Annotated in this window: 12 protein-coding genes; all 12 read right to left on the bottom strand. The window is 72.1% G+C overall.

Translation table 11 applies throughout. The features are described from left to right. Positions 1 to 43: 43 nt before the first annotated feature. The 12 genes from DMB42_RS42765 to DMB42_RS42825 all read right to left on the bottom strand — a co-directional run bounded on the left by DMB42_RS42765 (position 44) and on the right by DMB42_RS42825 (position 18,098). A complete protein-coding gene (locus DMB42_RS42765; protein WP_260478283.1) occupies positions 44 to 886 on the bottom strand; it encodes a PIG-L deacetylase family protein in 843 nt (280 codons plus the stop codon). 249 nt (positions 887 to 1,135) lie between these two features. Further along, positions 1,136 to 2,095, bottom strand: a complete 960-nt coding sequence (locus tag DMB42_RS42775) for an acyltransferase domain-containing protein (protein ID WP_125645171.1) — start codon at positions 2,093 to 2,095, stop codon at positions 1,136 to 1,138. A gap of 47 nt (positions 2,096 to 2,142) precedes the next feature. Then, positions 2,143 to 3,384, bottom strand: coding sequence for a glycosyltransferase (locus tag DMB42_RS42780; RefSeq protein ID WP_125645173.1), 1,242 nt, complete (start codon positions 3,382 to 3,384; stop codon positions 2,143 to 2,145). Between the two features lie 52 nt (positions 3,385 to 3,436). Then, positions 3,437 to 4,249, bottom strand: coding sequence for a sulfotransferase domain-containing protein (locus DMB42_RS42785; RefSeq protein WP_125645175.1), 813 nt, complete (start codon positions 4,247 to 4,249; stop codon positions 3,437 to 3,439). A gap of 67 nt (positions 4,250 to 4,316) precedes the next feature. After that, positions 4,317 to 5,639, bottom strand: a complete 1,323-nt coding sequence (locus tag DMB42_RS42790) for an FAD-dependent oxidoreductase (protein WP_125645176.1) — start codon at positions 5,637 to 5,639, stop codon at positions 4,317 to 4,319. A 48-nt stretch (positions 5,640 to 5,687) separates the two neighbouring features. Beyond that, positions 5,688 to 6,920 (bottom strand): cytochrome P450, encoded by a 1,233-nt coding sequence (locus DMB42_RS42795; protein WP_125645178.1) that lies wholly within the window; start codon positions 6,918 to 6,920, stop codon positions 5,688 to 5,690. Between the two features lie 61 nt (positions 6,921 to 6,981). Continuing rightward, the gene (locus DMB42_RS42800; RefSeq protein ID WP_125645180.1) at positions 6,982 to 8,457 is read right to left on the bottom strand and encodes a tryptophan halogenase family protein; all 1,476 of its coding nucleotides are present in this window, start codon (positions 8,455 to 8,457) and stop codon (positions 6,982 to 6,984) included. A gap of 240 nt (positions 8,458 to 8,697) precedes the next feature. Further along, entirely contained in the window at positions 8,698 to 9,894 is a 1,197-nt protein-coding gene (locus DMB42_RS42805; protein ID WP_125645182.1) for a cytochrome P450, read from the bottom strand. Further along, entirely contained in the window at positions 9,884 to 11,038 is a 1,155-nt protein-coding gene (locus DMB42_RS42810; protein WP_125645183.1) for a cytochrome P450, read from the bottom strand. Before DMB42_RS42810 ends, DMB42_RS42805 begins: the two co-directional genes overlap by 11 nt. Before the next feature lie 21 nt (positions 11,039 to 11,059). Then, positions 11,060 to 12,235: a cytochrome P450 gene (locus tag DMB42_RS42815; RefSeq protein WP_125645185.1), complete on the bottom strand. Its 1,176-nt coding sequence runs from the start codon at positions 12,233 to 12,235 to the stop codon at positions 11,060 to 11,062. Positions 12,236 to 12,312: 77 nt separating this feature from the next. Next, positions 12,313 to 12,522 (bottom strand): MbtH family protein, encoded by a 210-nt coding sequence (locus DMB42_RS42820; RefSeq protein ID WP_125645187.1) that lies wholly within the window; start codon positions 12,520 to 12,522, stop codon positions 12,313 to 12,315. Beyond that, on the bottom strand, positions 12,519 to 18,098 hold the full coding sequence (locus DMB42_RS42825; protein ID WP_125645189.1) for a non-ribosomal peptide synthetase: 5,580 nt from the start codon (positions 18,096 to 18,098) through the stop codon (positions 12,519 to 12,521). The genes DMB42_RS42820 and DMB42_RS42825 overlap by 4 nt, the downstream gene beginning before the upstream one ends. Positions 18,099 to 18,104 lie beyond the last annotated feature (6 nt).

Raw genomic sequence — 18,104 nt, forward strand, 5'->3', positions numbered from 1 at the left:
CGGCCCGCCCGGAGAATTCGTTTCTGCGCCGATCAGCGAATGGTTATTCGGGGCGGATGACCGGCCAGGTCGTCTCGCTGTACCTGCCGTCCGGTGACATCTTCCGGGCGAGCTCATCCAGTTTGGTGAACAGGTCCCGCCTGCCGCCGTTGAGCATCGGCAACTGCGACGCGTAGTGCTTCACCGCCTGGAACTTCCGCTCCCGCGCCTCTTCCTCGACGAAACCGAGGACGGGAGGGCCGAGCTGGAGGCCGTTCGGCAGGTCGGGCATGCTTGACATGTCCGCGGCGTAGGGAAGGTCCTGCCACAACCTGATCGGGACGCCCGTCTCCTCCGCGGCGAGGAGCGCGGCGTCCCGGGTGATCTCGTGGTCCACGTGATTGCCGACGGCCACGCACGTGACGAGCAAGGTCGGATCGTATTCCTCGATGAGCGATTTGATGTCGTCCTTGGCCGCGGAAACGAGTTCATTGTTGCTGTCCGGCGGCTGCGGGTGGACCACGGGCCTTTCACCGCGGTCCACCAGCCACCGGCCGTCCGGCGACCTGCGATAAATGGCGTCGAGGAATCGGCCGTGCCGGTGATTCACGCCCAGATGGTCGAGAGCGGCGATGTCCTCGCTCCGGCGATATTGCGGGGCGTTCTGATCCGGGGAGAGCCCCCAGCTCGCGTGGAATTCCGCCGCCACCGAGGAGAAAGGCGGTTCCGCGATTCCGGCGAAGACCGTGAACACGGTCACCTCCGCGCCGTCCTGCGCCGCTTGAGCCAGGCCGGCTCCGACGGAAAGGACCGCGTCGTCTAAATGCGGGGATATTGCCAGCAACCGGGCCTGGTCAGGATTTTGCAGCATATCGATCAGTTTGGTGACGGCGTTGTCCCGTTGCAACGGGGGCGGTCTGGACAGGCCCGCCGCCGGCCACCGCCGCGCGCGGGCTCGGGCGCGGAGGCAGGCCGGCGCGTACGTGCTCGGGCGCGGAGGCACGCCGGCGTGTTCGTGCTCGGGCGCGCGAGGCTCTGGCCCCGGGATCGCGGAGGTCCCGCCCGTGCCGTGCCGGGGCGGGACCCACCACGGCGAACACCGCCGCCGTACGAAGGCGGCGGGCGGACGCGCTCGTCACCGGCCTGCCCGCACCCCCTACGGGAGCTCGATGCGGCCGGTCCACTCCTGCCAGTGCCGCCCCGCCTTCAGGTGGGCGACCACCGCCCTCTCCAGCGAGGAGCGCTGCGGCAGCTCGTCCAGCGGCTGGCCGTTGTAGCGGAACACGAACTCAAGGATCGAGTCGTCCCCGTCCCTGGGCTCGGCCTCGGTGAGCGTCCAGTCCCGTCTGAGCTGCATGATGTGGGACTTGTCGGTGAGGTACTCCGCCAGTTGCGGATCGAGCAGCCACGACGTGCCGGTCGCCGCCCGGGCGCCGTGCTCGGGGAAGTGCCGGTCGAAGAACGGGCGGGCACGACGCATCGAGTCCCCGTACACGTCGGGCAGCAGCGGTCCGCCCGTCTCGGGGATGTGCATGCCGAGCAGGGGTGTTCCGTCGCCGCCGGTGGCCAGGCTGAACTCCAGGCGGCCGAGCCGGTAGACGATGCCGCGCAGGTGATAGGTGAGCCACCACTGCGAGTTCATGCCGCCCTCGCCGTACTTGCGGCGGTGGACGGCGACCATCTCCCCCAGTTGCGCCAGGGTCTCCCAGGAGGTCGCGTCGGGGATGTCCCGGCTCGCATGGAAACGGCGTACCGCCGGGATCGTCGCGAGGAAGACGTACACGTGGAAGTAGCGCGCGGTGGCGCCGCCCTCGTACGGCAGGGGCGGCCCGCCGCGCAGCTTCGCCCCGAAGTCGCCCATGTGCCGGACGATCTCGTGGTGGGCCCGCTCCAGCAGCCACCACAGGACCGGGTCGCGATCCGGGTCGGGGGCGGCCTCCACGATCTCCTTGGCGTCCAGCTCGGGCACCTGCAACCGCCGCAGGAGATCATGCGCCTCGTCGCCGCGCGGCAGCCGTACCGGCTCGGGAGGGGGGCCGAGCTCGTCGAGCCCGGAGAGCCACGCCGTGCCCATCTCCCCCAGCTTCAGCTCACTGCTTACGGTCTTGGAATCCATCGCCACTCTCTCCCTGTCTCCTGCGCCGTGATCGTTCTCAGTGGGTCCTACGGCGTGGCGGAGGTGCCGGAAACAGCCGGTGTTCCCCGGCCGGCCACGTCGAGCAGCAGTTCCGCGGCCACGGTCGCGCCGTCGGCGCGGATCGTGCCGGCCACGGCGGTCGCTCGTGCGCGGGTTTCGGGGTCCAGGGCCGTCGCGAGCGCGGCCGACAGGGAGTCGAAGGTCGGGTCCGGGCCGTCGTGCGCCGCCCCGACGCCCAGGTACGCCACCCGCTCGGCGAAGTACGGCTGGTCCGTCATCTGAGGCACCACGACCTGGGGCGCGCCGGCCCGGGCGGCCGTGGTGGTCGTGCCCGCGCCGCCACCGTGGACGACGGCGGCCACCCGGCGGAACAGCGCCTGATGGTTCACCTCGCCGAGGGCGAAGCAGTCGCCCCGGTCGTCGATCGGGGCCAGGCCGGCCCAGCCGCGGGCGAGCAGCACCCGGCGGCCCTGCGCCCGGATCGCCTCGACGGCCACCCGGGCGGCGTCGACGCGTGCGGGGCCGCTGCCGAAGCCCACGTACACCGGCGGCGGGCCGGCGTCCAGGAACGCCTCCAGCTCGGGCGAGAGCGGCCGTTCGTCGGGCAGGATCCACGCGCCGGTCTGCACGACGTCGAGGTCCGTCGGCTGCAGCGGGGCCAGGACCGGGTCCGCCGCCAGCCAGGGGTGGCCGGTGAAGGCGTAGGCGTAGATGTCCTCGACCGGCGGCAGGCCGATCGAGGCCCGCCGGGTGTTGAGCGCCTCACCGAACCGCCGGTGGGCCCCCTGGTTGTTCCGGTCCCACAACGCCCGGTTGTCGGCCGTGTCCTGGACGGGCCACCCGCCCAGGGGCGGCGGCGGCGGGTAGTGGGGCGACGGCAGATAGATCGGGCAGTAGGCGGCGTAGAAGTAGGGGATGCCCAGCTTCTCGGCCACCGACCGCACGCCGACCGCGACGGACAACACGCCGGTCGCCACCACCGCGTCGCACCCCTCGGCGACCGCCGGAACCTCGTCGAACTGCGCCGCGATCACCTCGGCCGCGTAGCGCGGCGCGTTCCCTGGCGACGGCGGCGCCGACCCGGCCGCCGGCTCGCGTTCCGGCCGGCCGACCGGCGCCACCTGCACGCCGGCCTCGGCCAGCCGCTCGGCGTGGTCCGGCGGCGCGCACACGATCGCCTCCGCGCCGAGTGCCCGTAACCGCACCGCCAGTGCCACCAGCGGTTCGACGTCTCCGCGGCTTCCGCGCGACGACAACAACACCCGCATCTCGCATCCCCTGTTCCGTAGGCTCCGGCCGTGCTCGATCACCCGACGGGAGTCATTCCGCGTAGCCGTACAGGTTGGCGTAGTAGGCGAAGTCGGACTCGCCGTGGATGAGGTCCTGGTACGCCTTCTCGATGTCGTCGCCCAGGAAACTCAGCGACTTCCGCTGCCCGCCCTCGCCCACGAACGGCAACCGCTTGCCCTCGCGAGTCATCACCCCGGTCGTCGGCAGGCCGAGCCGCTTGCTGCGTTCCTCCATCTCCCGCATCCGCTCCAGCGTGCAGTTCGCCACGGCGTCGGCCACCTTCTCCGGGCCGCCCAGCTCCAGGAACTTCACCACGTTCCACAACTCCGCCTCCGGATCGGTACGCAGGTCCTCGTACCGCACCGGCAGGACGGCCGCCCGCGGGAAACTCTCCTTCACCCTCTCCGTCCAGCTACGGATGTTCTCCGGCCACGACCCCTCGCCCGCCCAGATGCGTACGGACCCGAAGCCCTCGTCCGCGATGAACTCCGTAGCGACCTTCCGGCCGGCCTCCAGGTCCTCCGGCGAGATCCCCTTCATCCGCATCAGGCTGAGCATCGTGTCGCGGGGATTGCGGATGAGGCAGACGACCTTGACCGTCGATTCACGGTAGAACCGCAACACCGGACGGTCGGCGGTGAGATGCGTCGCCACCAGCACCGGGCCGTCCGGATCGACGGCGGGCGCCTCGCCGTCCCGCAGCAGCCCTTCGAGGTGCGGCACCCCGGCCTGGATACCCGGCCACGTCTCCACCGGCGCACCCGTCATGTACGACGTCAGCATGCACCTGAGCCAGTGGTTCCCCGCCTTGGGGTAGGAGGCGATCCAGCAGATCCCGTTCATCGAGCATCCTCTCGTTCGTTCGGGCCGGCCACGGCGGTGCCACGGCCATCGGCGAATGGGCCGTCCGTCAGGCCGGGTGGTGGGGCATCCAGGTCATCCCGTCGGGCGAGGCCGCCGGCCCGCCCGCCAACAGCGGCGTCTCGGGCGCGGCGTCCGGCCCGTCCGGCGCCGTCAGCGCCGCCTCGCCGGACGACACCCCGCCGACCAGGTCGGCGAACGACTCCAGCTCGGAGTGCTCGTTGTCGGTGACCTTCTTGGCGTGCCGGAAATACGACTCCTCGTTCGCGTCCATCTCGTAGAAGGACGTGAGGAATTCGCGGAACACCTCGTACTCGCGGCGGTATCTCGCCTCGAACTCCGTCAGGGCGGTCTTCTCGTCCAGGTCGCCGGCGAGCACGCTGTTGATCGAACGGGCCGCGAGCAACCCGCCGTAGGTCGCCAGGTGCACCCCGGAGGAGAACACCGGGTCCATGGAACACGCGGCGTCGCCGACCAGCATCATCCCCGGCCGCCAGAAAGTGCTCTGGTGATAGGAGTAGTCCTCGCGGATCCGCAACTTCCCGTACTTGCCGGCCGTCACGCGCATGGCCTCCGACAGCAGCTCCGCGATCGGCGGGCATTCGTCGATCAACGCCCTGAACGCCTTCTCCCGGTCGCCCTCGACCTTCGCCGCCAGGTCCCGGCGCACCACCACGCCGACGCTGGTCAGCCCGCCGGTCAGCGGGACGTACCAGAACCAGCCGCTGTCGAAGGCGACGGTCAGGATGTTGCCCGAGTGGGGGTCCGGGAGCCGTTTGCCGGCGCCGAAGTAGCCGAACAGCGCCACCCCGGGGAAGACGTCGGAGTGCTTCCGCGTGCCGCCGGCGGACAGGCCGCTCTCGTGGCCCGCGGCGTCGATCACGAACCGGGCGCGCACCTCGTGGTCACCGCCGTCGGGGCCGGTGTACCGCAACCCCGTGACCCGTCCGTCCTCTTCGACGACGCCGGTGACCGGGCAGCCCTCGCGCACCTCGACGCCCTTGCGTTTGGCGTTGTTCAGCAGGATCTCGTCGAAGCGCGCCCGTTCCACCTGGTAGGCGAACGAGGCCGGGCCGGTCAGCCGGGCGGAGGCGGCGTAGGAGAACGTCCACGGCTCAGGGCGGGCGCCCCAGCGGAACGTGCCGCCCCGCTTCACCCGGAAGTCGGCCGCCGCCAGCTCGTCCGTGACGCCGAGCATCCGGCACACGCCGTGGACCGTGGACGGCAGCAGCGACTCGCCGACCTGGTAGCGGGGGAAGACCTCCCTCTCCACCAGCAGCACACGATGCCCTCGCATGGCCACCAGCGCGGCCACGGTCGACCCGGCCGGGCCGCCTCCCGCCACCACCACGTCGAACTCTTCCACCGACATCTCCCACCATCCCTCACATGAGCCGTCGAACAGGACGTCTGCCGCCGGCTACCAGGTGACCGGCAACTGATCGGGGCTGTCGATGAACGCGTTCCGGAACTTCACGTCCTCGACGGGCACGGCCAGGCGCAGCCCGGGGAAGCGCCGCCACAGGGACTGGTAGGCCATGCGCAGCACCGCCCTCGCCACCGCCGCGCCGACGCAGTAGTGGATGCCGTGCCCGAATCCGAGGTGCGGGACCGGGGCGCGGTTCGCGTCGAGGACGTTGGGATCCGGCGTCAGCGCCTCGTCCCGGTTGGCCATGAGCAGCGAGCACAGGACGTTCTCCCCCGCCCTGATCAGCTGTCCGTCGACGACCACGTCCCTGACGGCCATCCGCGGAGTCGGCTGCTGCACGGCCGACAGGTAACGCACCAGTTCGGCGACCACGCGGTCCGCCTCCTCGCGGCCGGCGAGGAGCAGCCGCCTCTGGCCGGGCTGCTCGAAGAGCGCGAGGACGCCGAACCCGATCATCCCCGCGACGGTCTCGACACCGCCGAGGAGCAGCGCGATGCAGACGCCCTTCAGCTCCTCGTCCGTGATCTCCGCGCCGTGTCGCCGGACGAGCATGCCGATGAACCCCTCGTCGGGGTCCTGCCGCTGCCGGGTGATGAGGCTGTTCAGGTACCGGTTGAACGCGGCGCTGTCGGCCGCCCTGGCCTTGAACCGGCGGCTGAGGTCGACGTTCTGCCGGACGCGCCGCATGAACTCGTTCCGGTCGTCGCGCGGGATGCCGAGCAGCTCGCACAGGACGCCTCCGCCGACCGGGTCGGCGAACAGCCCCTGGACGTCCGCGGGCGGTCCCTCGGCCTCCAGCGCGTCGAGGCGGTCGTCGATGAGTTCTTGGATCGCGGGTTCCAGCCGGCGGATCCGCTGGACGGTGAACTCCGGCGTCAACATCCGCCGCAGGCGGGTGTGCTCGGGCGGGTCGTAGGTCGAGATCTGCCCGACGAGCTCCTGCGGGATGGGCACCCCTTCGCCGCTGATCGGCTCCGCGTCGGTCAGCCGGCGCCGCGTCGAGAAGTTCTCGTGGTCGCCGAGTATCCTGCGCACGACGTGGTAGCCCATGGCCTGCCAGACGTGGCCGGCGCCCATCTGCGTGGCCGCGTTCCCGACGATCCGGACCAGCCCGCCGTGCTTCCTGAGGGCGAACATGTCCTCGTGCGGATCGCAGTGTGTTCTTCTCATGTAGTTCGCCGTCGGCTCCACGCCGGGTGCGACCTCGTCGATGCCGTGATCCATGCCGAGTGGAACCCCTTCGCAACGGTGACCGGTCGGGCGGGCCGCGCCGCCCGGGAGAGCCTTACGCGGGACGGTAGGGCAGCCATTTCATGCCGTCGGGCGAGGTCACCAGCCCGCCGGGGAACAGCGGCTCCTCGGGCTCGGCCCCCTCGCCGAGCGCGGCCCTCAGCTGCACCTGGCCGCCCTCCAGCATCACCTGCTTGACCACCTGCGACTTGAACAGCGGCACCATGTCACCGTCGTCGCTGCCGGCCATCCGGTCCACCGCCGCGGCGAACTCGGCGCTGCGCTCGGCGATCCGGCCCGACGCCGTCAGCGCCGCCTCCCCGGACGACACCCCGCCGATCAGCTCCACGAACGACTCCAGCTCGGTGTGCTCGTTGTTCGTGACCTTCTTGGCGTGCCAGAAGTACGACTCCTCGTTCACGTTCATCTCGTAGAAGGAGACGAGGAACTCGTAGAACACGCCGTACTCGCGGCGGTACCGGGCCTCGAACTCGGTCAGGGCGGTCTTCTCGTCCAGGTCGCCGGCGAGCACGCTGTTGAGCGAACGGGCCGCGAGCAACCCGCTGTAGGTCGCCAGATGGACGCCCGAGGAGAACACCGGGTCCACGAAGCACGCGGCGTCGCCGACCAGCACCATTCCCGGCCGCCAGAAAGTGGTCTGGTGATAGGAGTAGTCCTTGCGCACCCGCAGTTCGCCGTACCGGCCGGTGGTCACCCGGCGTGCTTGCGAGAGGTATTCGGAGATCAGCGGGCATTCGGCGATCAGCGCGTCGTACGCCTTCTCCCGGTCGCCCTGGATCTTCTCCGCCATGTCGCGGCGTACCACCGCGCCGACGCTGGTCAGCGTGTCGCTCAGCGGGATGTACCAGAACCAGCCGCTGTCGAAGGCGACGCTCAGGATGTTGCCCGAGTACGGCTCCGGCAGCCGTTTTCCGTTCTCGAAGTAGCCGAACAGCGCCACGTTGCGGAAGAACTCCGAATAGTTCCGGCTGCCGCCGACGTTGGAGTACAGCCGGCTCTTGTTGCCCGAGGCGTCGATCACGAACCGGGCGCGCACCTCGTGCGCGCCGCCGTCGGGGTCGGTGTACCGCAGTCCGGTGACGCGCTCGCCCTCTTCGACGACGCCGGTGACCGAGCAGCCCTCGCGCACCTCGACGCCCTTACGTTTGGCGTTGTTCAGCAGGATCTCGTCGAAGCGCGCCCGTTCCACCTGGTAGGCGAACGACGTCGGGCCGGTCATCCGGGGGGAGACGGCGAAGGAGAACGTCCACGGCTCAGGGCGGGCGCCCCAGCGGAACGTGCCGCCCCGCTTCACCGGGAAACCGGCCGCCGCCAGCTCGTCCGCGACGCCGAGCATCCGGCACACGCCGTGGACCGTGGAGGGCAGCAGCGACTCGCCGATCTGGTAGCGGGGGAAGACCTCCTTCTCCACCAGCAGCACACGATGCCCCTGCATGGCCACCAGCGCGGCCACGGTCGAGCCGGACGGGCCGCCTCCCGCCACCACCACGTCGAACTCTTCCACCGACATCTCCACCACCTATCGATCGATTGTCTGGAAACGCGCGACACGACAAGTCGTCACTCGATCTCCGCCGTTGCCTCGTCCGGCCTCTTCGCGAAAGGGAAGGGCCCGCGCGACGCCGGGAACGGGCGGCCGATCCGCCGGGACGAACGTCCCGCACAGGCGCCGATGTGGCGGTGACAGCTCACCATCGTGCGCCATCTTCCTCAGGGCCTCAAGGCGTCCATCCGCGGCCGCCGGGCGTGCTCACCAGGCGACCATCAGGCTGCTCAGCCCGTACGCGGGGGTGCTCGTCCTGAACATGGTCTCCTGGGCGGGATCGGCCAGCCTCAGCGTGGGGAAACGCCGCCACAGGGCGGTGAGGGCCGTCTTGAGGTCGCGGTGGACCAGCGCGGACCCCAGGCAGTGGTGGACGCCGTGCCCGAACGCGACGTGCGGGACGGGCTGGCGTGTGACGTCGAGGCGGTCCGCGCCGGACAGCAGAACGGGATCGCGGTTGGCCATGGGGAGCGAGCACAGGACGGTCTCCCCCTCCTTGATCACCTGGCCCGCGACGACGACGTCCTCCATGGCGTTGCGGGGTGTCGGCGCGTACGGGACCGTCAGGTACCTGAGCAGCTCCTCCACCACCCGGTCCGCCGCCTGGTCGTCGCCCCGCAACGCGGAGATCTGCTCGGGGTGGCGCAGCAGCGCCAGCACGCCCAGCCCGAGCATGCCGGAGACGTTGTCGTCCCCGGCCAGGACCATGGTCACGCAGACGCCCCGCAGCTCCTCGTCCGTGATCGTGTCGCCGTGCTCGGCGACGACCGTTCCGATGAGCCCTTCGCCCGGGTCCTTGCGTTCCCTGGCCACCATGGCGACGAGGTAGCGGGAGAACGCCTCGCCGGCGGAGGCCCGCTGCCGTCCGCTCAGCGAGGCGTCGAGATGCCGGTGACACAGCCGCAGGAACATGGCGCGGTCGTCCCTGGGCACCCCGATCAGCTCGCACAACACGGCCCCGGGCACCTCGTCGGCGGACAGCTCGACCAGGTCCGCGGGGGATCCGGCCAGCGCCATGGCGTCGAGACGTTCCGTCACGATCTGTTCGACGGCCGGGGCCATGCGCCGCATCCGGTGCTGGGTGAATCCCGGGGTCAGCAACTGCCGGAGCCGGGTGTGCTCGGGCGGGTCGTAGTCCATCAGGTTGCCGACCAGCTCGCGCGGCCGGAACAGGCCCTTCCCGCCGACCTCGTCCCGCCGGTCTATGCGGCGCCGGGTGCTGAACCGTCGGTGGTCGCCGAGCACCTGCCGTACGACGGCGTGCCCGGCGGCCAGCCAGGTGGAGGTGGCCTCCGCGCCGGAGCCGATGGAGATCTTCCTCAATGGTCCGGCGGCGCGCAGTTCGTCCGCCGGGTCGAAGCCCTGGCGGCGGATGTGGATCGGCCGCGAGTCGTCACCACTCAAGGGGAAGCTCCTCCACCGCGAAGGGCGCCGGTCTGCCCGGCTTGAACCGCAGGTCCTCCTCCGGGACCGCCAGCCGCAACGCCGGGAACCGGCGCACCACGGCCGGCAGCGCCACCCGCAGCTGGAGCCTGGCCAGCGGCGCCCCGACGCAGTGGTGGATGCCGTGCCCGAACGCCAGGTGCCCGGCGTTCTGCCGGGTGATGTCGAACCGCTCCCCCCGCGCCCGGTTGGTGGCCAGGAGCGAACACGTCACGACCTCGCCGGCACGGATGTCGTGCCCGGCCACGCGCAGGACGGCGAGCGCGACCCGGGGCGCCGGGGCCTCGACGATCGAGGCGTGGCGGATCACCTCCTCGGCCGCGCCGTCCACGAGCTCGGGACGCTCGCGGAGCAACGCCATCTGGGCGGGATGGGTGACCAGGAGCAGCACGGCGATCGCGAGCTGGGCGGCCATCTGCTCGGCCGCCATGATCAGGTTTCCTTCGGCGAGCCCGGCCAGCTCCTCGTCGGTGAGCTCGTCCCCGTGCTCGCGCACGATGACGCCGATCATCCCTTCGCCGGGATCGCGGCGTTTACGGGCGGCCAGCCTCTGCGTGTAGTTGACGACGCCCAGCCCCGACGAGGTGCGCTGCCTGGCGAGCCGGCTCTCCCGGCTGTCCCGGATCATCCGCGACAACTCGGCCTGGTCGTCGCGCGGGACACCCAGGAACTCGCAGGCGATGAGCGCGGGGATCGGCCAGGCGGCGTGGCGGACGAAGTCGACCGGCGACCCCACGCTCTCGAAGCCGTCCAGGCAGTCCTCGACGATCTCCTCGATGCGGGGCCGCAGCCGTTCCATCCGCCGGGCCGAGTACGCCGGGGCCACGGTCCTGCGCAGCCGGGTGTGATCGGGCGGGTCGTAGGCCTGGAGGATGCCCGGCAACAGGGCCCGGTCCGCCTCGTCGTCGACCGGCCGCATCGAACTGAACCGGGCGTGGTCGGCGAGGATCTCCCGGACCTCGTCGTACCCGGTGACCAGCCACTGCTTGCGGCCGTCCATGCCCGGCTCGGTGTCGTACTCGTGCACCGGGCCGTCCTTCCGCAGATCGTCGTACTCCGGCACCGGATCGAGCCCGAGCCGCTGATGCGGCAGGGGAAGCACCATCGTTTTCCTCCTCTTCCGGCGCTACCAGTCGAGCGGCAGGGCCTCCACGGCGAACGGCGGCGGCCCCAGTCTGATCGCGCGGTCCGGCTCGGCCATCCTCAGCGTGGGAAAGCGGGTCGCCAGGGCCGGGATCGCCACCCGGAACACCAGCTCGGCCAGCGGTCTGCCGAGACAGTGATGGATGCCGTGCCCGAACGCGAGATGCGGCGGCCGCTCCCGGGCGAGGTCCAGCCGGTCCTCCGGGCCCGGGAAGTTCCGGCGGTTGGCGGCCAGCAGGGAACACGTGACGGTGTCGCCCGCCCTGACGAGGCGGTCGCCGACGCGTACGTCCTCCAGCGCGACGCGCGGGTGGGTCTTCTCGTCGGTGGTGAGGTAGCGCACCATCTCCTCCAGCCAGTCCGGGACGGCGTCCGGCTTCTCCCTGAGCGGGGCGAACCGCTCGGGAGCCTCGGCCATCAGCCACGCGCCCGCCGCGAGGAAGCGGGCCACCTGGTCGGCGCCCGCGCCCATGACGAACGCGGCCACCCCCGTCAGCTCGGCGTCGGTGATCTCGTCGCCGTGCTCGCGCACCACGACGCCGAACATGTCGTCACCGGGATCGCGGCGCGCGCGGGCCGCGATCTGGTGCATGTACGTCATGAACTTGTTGCCCGCCGCCACGCGCCGCCGGCCCGTCCGTTCGGTGCGGCTGGCGTGCAGGCTGCGCGACAGGTCGGCCTGGTCGTCACGCGGAACGCCGAGGAAGTCGCAGGTCGCCGTCGTCGCCACGGACCAGCCGAAGCGCGGGACGAAGTCCACCGGGCCGCCGACGGCCTCGATGTCGTCCAGGGTGGCCTCGACGATCCGCTCGACCTGCGGCCGGAAGCGCTGCATCCGCCGGGCGGCGAACGCGGGCGCCACCGTCCGGCGCAGTCGCGTGTGCTCGGGCGGGTCGTACTGCGTGAGGAAGCCGGGCCAGGTGAAGCCGGCCGCGGTCCCGCCGAAGAGCAGCCGGGAGCTGAACTTGTCCGAGCCGAGAACCTGCCGGACCTCGTCGTACCCGGTGGCCAGCCACGCGGTCCGGCCGCCGGGGGACTCCTCGGCGCCCAGCTCGGTCATGGGGCCCTCGCCCATCAGGGAAAGGAGCTGTGGCACCGGATCGAATCGCTCCCTTTGGTGGATCTCCAGGGCCAGGACAACGTTGATCTCCTCGAACACGCCACAGTTCCTTTCGCCTCAGGCCGGCCATGCCGAACTCGTCCAACTGCCCGCCTTGAGCGGCTGGACGTCGTCGCTCACCGGCCGGCTTCCGCGATGAGGCTCTTGGGCCGCAGGTCCGTCCAGTTCTGCTCCACGTACGTGAGGCATTCCTGACGGGTGGCCTCGCCGTGGACGCGGGTCCAGCCGGCCGGCACCTCGGCGAAGGCGGGCCAGAGCGAATGCTGGCCCTCGTCGTTGACCAGCACGAAGAAGCTGCCGTCCTCGTTGTCGAACGGATTGGTCATCGTTGTGTCCTCTCCCGCTCCGGCCTGGGCCGGAGCTTGTCGGCGACGATGGCCCCGATCTGGGCCAGCGCCGCGGGCTGCATCATCTCGGTGTGGTCGGCCGGGATCTCGTGGGACTCCACGGTCCCGCTGGTCAGGGGCTTCCAGATGTCCTTCGCGTCCGCCACGGGCAGATGCGGGGGACGGTCCCGCGCGGCGATGAGGAGCAGGATGTCGCCGCCGAAGCTCTGGGCGGAGTGCCGCGGCCCGACGTCGGAGAGGTTCCGCATGACCTCCTTCAGCCGCGACCGGGCGCCGGCCCCCTGGACGAGTCCGGCGGCCAGCTCCACGTCCCGCTCGGTCAGCTTGTTCAGCGCCTCCTGGTCGCGCCCGTCGCCGCGCCCCTTCTTGCCCATGTACGTGGGATAGGCGTCGAGCAGGGCGAGCAGGCCGACCTCCGCCCCCTCCGCCGCCAGCAACCGGGCCATCGCCTGCGCGATCCGCCCGCCGAGCGACCAGCCGAGAAGGTGGTACGGCCCGGCCGGCTGCACGGCGCGGATCTGCTCGACGTAGTCGGCCGCCATCTCCTCGACGCCGCCGGGCAGGGGTTCGGTACGGGCCAGGCCGCGCGCCTGCACTCCGTAGACCGGCTGGTTCGACGGGAGGTGCCGCAGCAGCGGCCCGTAGTTCCAGCTCAGGCCCCCGCTCGCGTGGACGCAGAACAGCGGCGGACGGTCACCGCCGGGGCGCAGCGGCAGCAGCAGCACGAAGTCGCCCACGCCGGTCCGCGCCGCGGCGCTCGACCGCCGCCGCTCGCCGAGCACGGTCAGCGCGCCGGAGGCGGACCAGCGGGCGAGCGAGCCCGTACGCAACATCCGGCGTCCCTCGGGCCCGAACGGACAGGCCGTCCCCTGGCCGGCCGGGCCCGCGTCCACGGCCGGGCCGGTGACGTAGAGCTCTCCGACTGCCCCGGGGACGACGGGACGCAGCAGGTCGTCGAGCACGAGCGCGCCGAGCGGGCCGTCCAGTCCGGCGACCGCCGGGGGCACGGGCCCGGACCACACCGCGGGGGCCTCGGCCGGACGTTCGCGTTCGGCGTCGTCCAGCAGGAGGTCCAGGTCGCTGACGCGCCGGTGGGGGTCCTCGGCCACCTGTTCCAGGACGCGCACCAGCCGCCGTGCCAGCGACTCGGCCGTGGCCCGGTCGAACAGGTCGGCGGCGTAGCGCAGGGTGCCCTCGATGCCGTCCTCGTGGTCGTCCTCGTCGCGGCGCTCGGTGAGCCTGAACGCCAGGTCCAGCTCGACGGCCTCGTCCCCGCCGGGTACGGCCTCGGTGCGCAGGGCGGGCAGTTCCGCCGCGTCCCACGCGCCGGCGTCCTCCTCGCTCACCTCCAGTCCCACCTGGAACACGGGGTGGCGGGAGAGCGAGGCGGGCAGGTCCAGCAGCTCGACGATCTTCTCGAAGGGCACGTCCAGGTGCTGGCGCGCCTCCCGGACGGTCTCCTGCACGCGGGCGACGACCTCCAGGAAGGTCGGGTCGGCCGAGACGTCCGTACGCACCGGGAACGGCCGGGCGAACGGGCCGATCATCGGCTCCAGGTCGATCAGGTCCTCGTCGCGCGGCAGCGTCGTGCCGATCACCAGGTCGGCGTCCGCGCCGGACGCGGCCAGCAGCATGGCGAGCGCGGCGTGCACCGCCTGGAGCGGGTCCGCGCCGGCCGTGTCCACCGCCTGCGTCAGCCGGGCGTGCGGGCCGGCGTCCAGCCGTACGGCGACCGTGCCGGCCCGGCGTGACGGGACGGCGGGGCGCGGGTGGTCGAACGGGAGCACCGTCTCGCCGTCGATGCCGGTCAGGTGGTTCCGCCAGAAGACGAGCTGGTCGTTGACCAGGCTGTCCTGCTCGCGCCCTGCGTCGAGCAGCCGCCGCTCCCAGATCGCGTAGTCGGCGAACTGCAGGGCCAGGGGCGCCCGCTCCGGGACGCGGCCGGCGCGCCGCGCGCCGTACGCGGCGGCCAGGTCACGGAAGAACACGTCCATCGAGTCGTCGTCGGCGGCGATGCGGTGCACCGTCAGCGAGAACACGTACTCCTTCTCCGACAGTTCGAACAGGTCGCCTCGCCACGGCAGGTCGCGGGTGAGGTCGAAGGGCCGCTCGCGCCGCTCGGCGAGCAACGCGGGCAGGTCCTCCTCGGCGGCCGGGACCGGGGTCAGCGAAACGGCCGCGGTGTCGTGGACGTGCTGGTGGACGTTCTGCGCGTGTCCCGGGAAGGTCGTCCGGAGTATCTCGTGCCGGGCCGCGACGTCGCCGAGCGCGGCCCGCAGCGCGGGCACGTCCAACCGGCCGCGCAGGCGCAACGCGACCGACACGTGCAGACCGGCGCTCACCTCCCCGGGACGGGCCAGCAGCCAGGCGCGCAGCTGCCGGGCGGTGAGCGGCACCCGGTCCGGCCGCTGGACGGCCTCCAGCGCGGGACGCGACTTCGCGGCCAGCACCCGGGCGACCCCCGCGGGCGTGGGCGAGGAGAACAGCTGCCGGATGGGCAGGTCCGCGCCCAGCTCCTCGCGGATGCGCGCGATGAGCCGCATGGCCAGCGCCGAACTGCCGCCCAGGTCGTGGAAGGCGTCGTCGACGCCGACCCGGTCGACGCCGAGGATCTCGGCGAACAGCGCGCACAACACCTTCTCGGTCTCGCTCTCGGGCGCCGTCTCCGACGCGCGTCCGGCGAAGTCGGGAGCGGGCAGGGCCCGGCGGTCCACCTTGCCGTTGGGCGTGACGGGCAGTCCGGGCCGTACGAGCACCGCCACGGGAACCATGTACGCGGGCAGGACCAGGCCCATCCGGCGGCGGATCTCGTCCACGTCGGCCTCGGTGCCGTCGGTGACGACGTAACCCACCAGGCGGCGCTCGCCCGGCTGGTCCTCCCGCGCGACGACGACGGCCTCGGTCACCCCCGGCTGTGCCGCCAGTACGGCCTCCACCTCGGCCAGCTCCACCCGGAACCCGCGGATCTTCACCTGGTCGTCGGCCCGCCCGAGGAACACCACCTCGCCGCCGCGGGTCCAGCGCGCCAGGTCGCCGGTGCGGTACATGCGTTCGCCGGGGCGGAACGGGCAGGCCACGAACCGCTCGGCGGTCAGGTCCGGCCTGGACAGGTAGCCGCGGGCCAGCCCGGTGCCGGCGATGTACAGCTCGCCGGCCACCCCCGGCGGGACCGGCCGCAGGAAGGCGTCGAGGAGGTAGATCGCGCGGTTCGTCATGGGACGGCCGATCGGCAGCTCCCGGCCGAGCTCGTCACCTGACTCGATGGGCTTCCACGTGGCGCACAGGGTGGTCTCGGTCGGCCCGTAGGTGTTCCGCACCCGTACGCCGGGCTGGGCCCGCCGCAGGTTCTCCACGGTGTGCGCGGGGACGACGTCGCCGCCGGTCCCGATCTCGGCCAGGCCCGCGAAGCAGTCCGGGGACGCCTCTGCCAGCGCGCGGAAGGCGCCCGCGGTGAGGTGGACGGCGGTCGCGCCGCGTTCGACGGCCCGGCGTACGCCGCCCGCGTCCACCACTCCCGGCTCGGCGAGCAGGACCCGGCCGCCCGTGGAGAGCGGCACCCAGATCTCGTACAGCGAGGGGTCGAAGACGTGCGTCGCGTGCATCAGCACGCCGTCGCCCGGGCCGATCCGCCACCCCGCGTCGCCCGCCAGCCCGGCCACCGCGCCGTGCGGGACGGCCACGCCCTTCGGCACGCCGGTGGACCCCGAGGTGTACATGACGTACGCCAGGTCGTCGGCGCCAGGACGGCTCTGCGGCGCCGTGGCGGCACACGCCTCGACGGCCCTGCGCGTCTCCGGCGCGTCCAGGACGATCGTGTCCCGCGGCACGGCCGCGGCGGTGGCCAGCGTGCAGACGACGGCCGAGACCCCGGAGTCGGCCAGCGTGAACGCGATCCGCTCGGCCGGGTGGCCGACGTCCACCGGGACGTACGCCGCGCCGGCCTTCCAGATCGCCAGGAACACGACCAGCAGGTCCGCCGACCTGTCCATGGCCACGCCGACGCGGTCGCCGCGGCGCACGCCGCGACCGGCGAGGTAACCCGCCAGCCGGTTCGAGGCCCGGTCGAGCTCGGCGTAGGTCAGGTCCGCGCCGCCGGCGTCGGTGATCGCCACCGCGTCCGGCGTGGCGGCGGCCTGCCGCTCGAAGAGCCCGACCACGGACGCCCCGGCGACCGGGCCCGCGGTCGCGTTCCAGTCGTCCACGACCGAGGCGCGCTCGCTCTCGCTCAGCAGCGTCAGCCGGCCGACGAGGACGCCGGGCTCGGCGACCAGCCGCTCCAGCACGCGGACGAACGCGCCCAGGACCGATTCGGCGACCGCCCGGTCGAACAGGCCGCGCTCGTAGTCGAGGATGACCGGCATCCGCTCGCCGGGCCCGGTGATCAGGGTGAACGGGTAGTGCGAGGCGTTGCTGCCCTTCTGCACCGGGCGCAGGGTCAGGCCGCCGTCGCCGGGCCCGTCGAGTCCCGTACGGGGGAAGTTCTCGTAGATGACGAGCGTGTCGAAGACCGCGCCCGGCCCGGCGGCGGTCCGCACGTCCTGGAGGCCGAGGTGCTGGTGGGCCATGAGGGCCGACTGGTCGCGCTGGAGCTCGGCGAACAGGTCGACGACCCGCCGCCCGCCGTCGAGCCGGACCCGTACCGGCAGGGTGTTGAGCAGCTGGCCGACCATCGACTCCACCCCGGCCAGCTCGGCCGGCCGCCCGGAGGCGGTCGCGCCGAACACCACGTCGGTACGGCCGGCGAGTTGCGACAACACGACCGCCCACGCGCCCTGCACGACGGTGTTCAGCGTGAGGTCGTGGCCACGCGCCAGCCGGGCCAGATCGTCCGTCAGCTCCTCGGACAGCTCGGTCATCACCGTGTCGATGTCCGGTACGCGGCCCGGATCGGCCGGGGCGACCGTGGTGGGGGTGTCCAGTCCGGCGAGCTCGGCCCGCCAGGCCGCGCGGGCCGCCTCCTTGTCCTGCCGGCCCAGCCAGGCGAGGTAGTCCCGGTAGGAGGCCGTGGCCGGCAGGCCGGAGGCGTCCCCGCCGGCCGCGTAGATCTCCGCGAGTTCGCGGTGCAGGATCGGCATCGACCAGCCGTCCGTCAGCACGTGGTGCAGGGTGTGCACGAGCCGGTGGCGTTCCGGGCCGAGCCGGATCAGGTGCAGTTTCAGCAGCGGCGCCGTCTCAAGGCGGAAGCGCTCGGCCGCCTCGTCGGCCGCCAGCCGGCTCACCTCGCCGTCGGCGAGGTCGTCCGGCAGCCCGGACAGATCCGTCTCGCGCCACGGCAGCTCGACGTCCCGCAAGATGACCTGCACCATCTGGGCGCCGCTGACGTAGCGGAAACAGGCCCGCAGCGCGGCGTGCCGGTCCACGAGAGCCTGCCACGACGCCCTCAGCCGGGCGGCGTCCAGCGGGCCGTCGATGCCGTAGACGGACTGCACGGTGTAGGTGTCCGGCCCGTCCTGGTCCAGGACGGTGTGATAGAGCATCCCCTCCTGAAGCGGTGAAAGGGGCCAGACGTCTTCCACGCCGGAGCGCGGCTTTGCACGGGTGTCGTCGACGGTCACGATCTG

This window comes from Nonomuraea sp. WAC 01424, from assembly GCF_003947315.1.
Classification (GTDB): domain Bacteria; phylum Actinomycetota; class Actinomycetes; order Streptosporangiales; family Streptosporangiaceae; genus Nonomuraea; species Nonomuraea spiralis.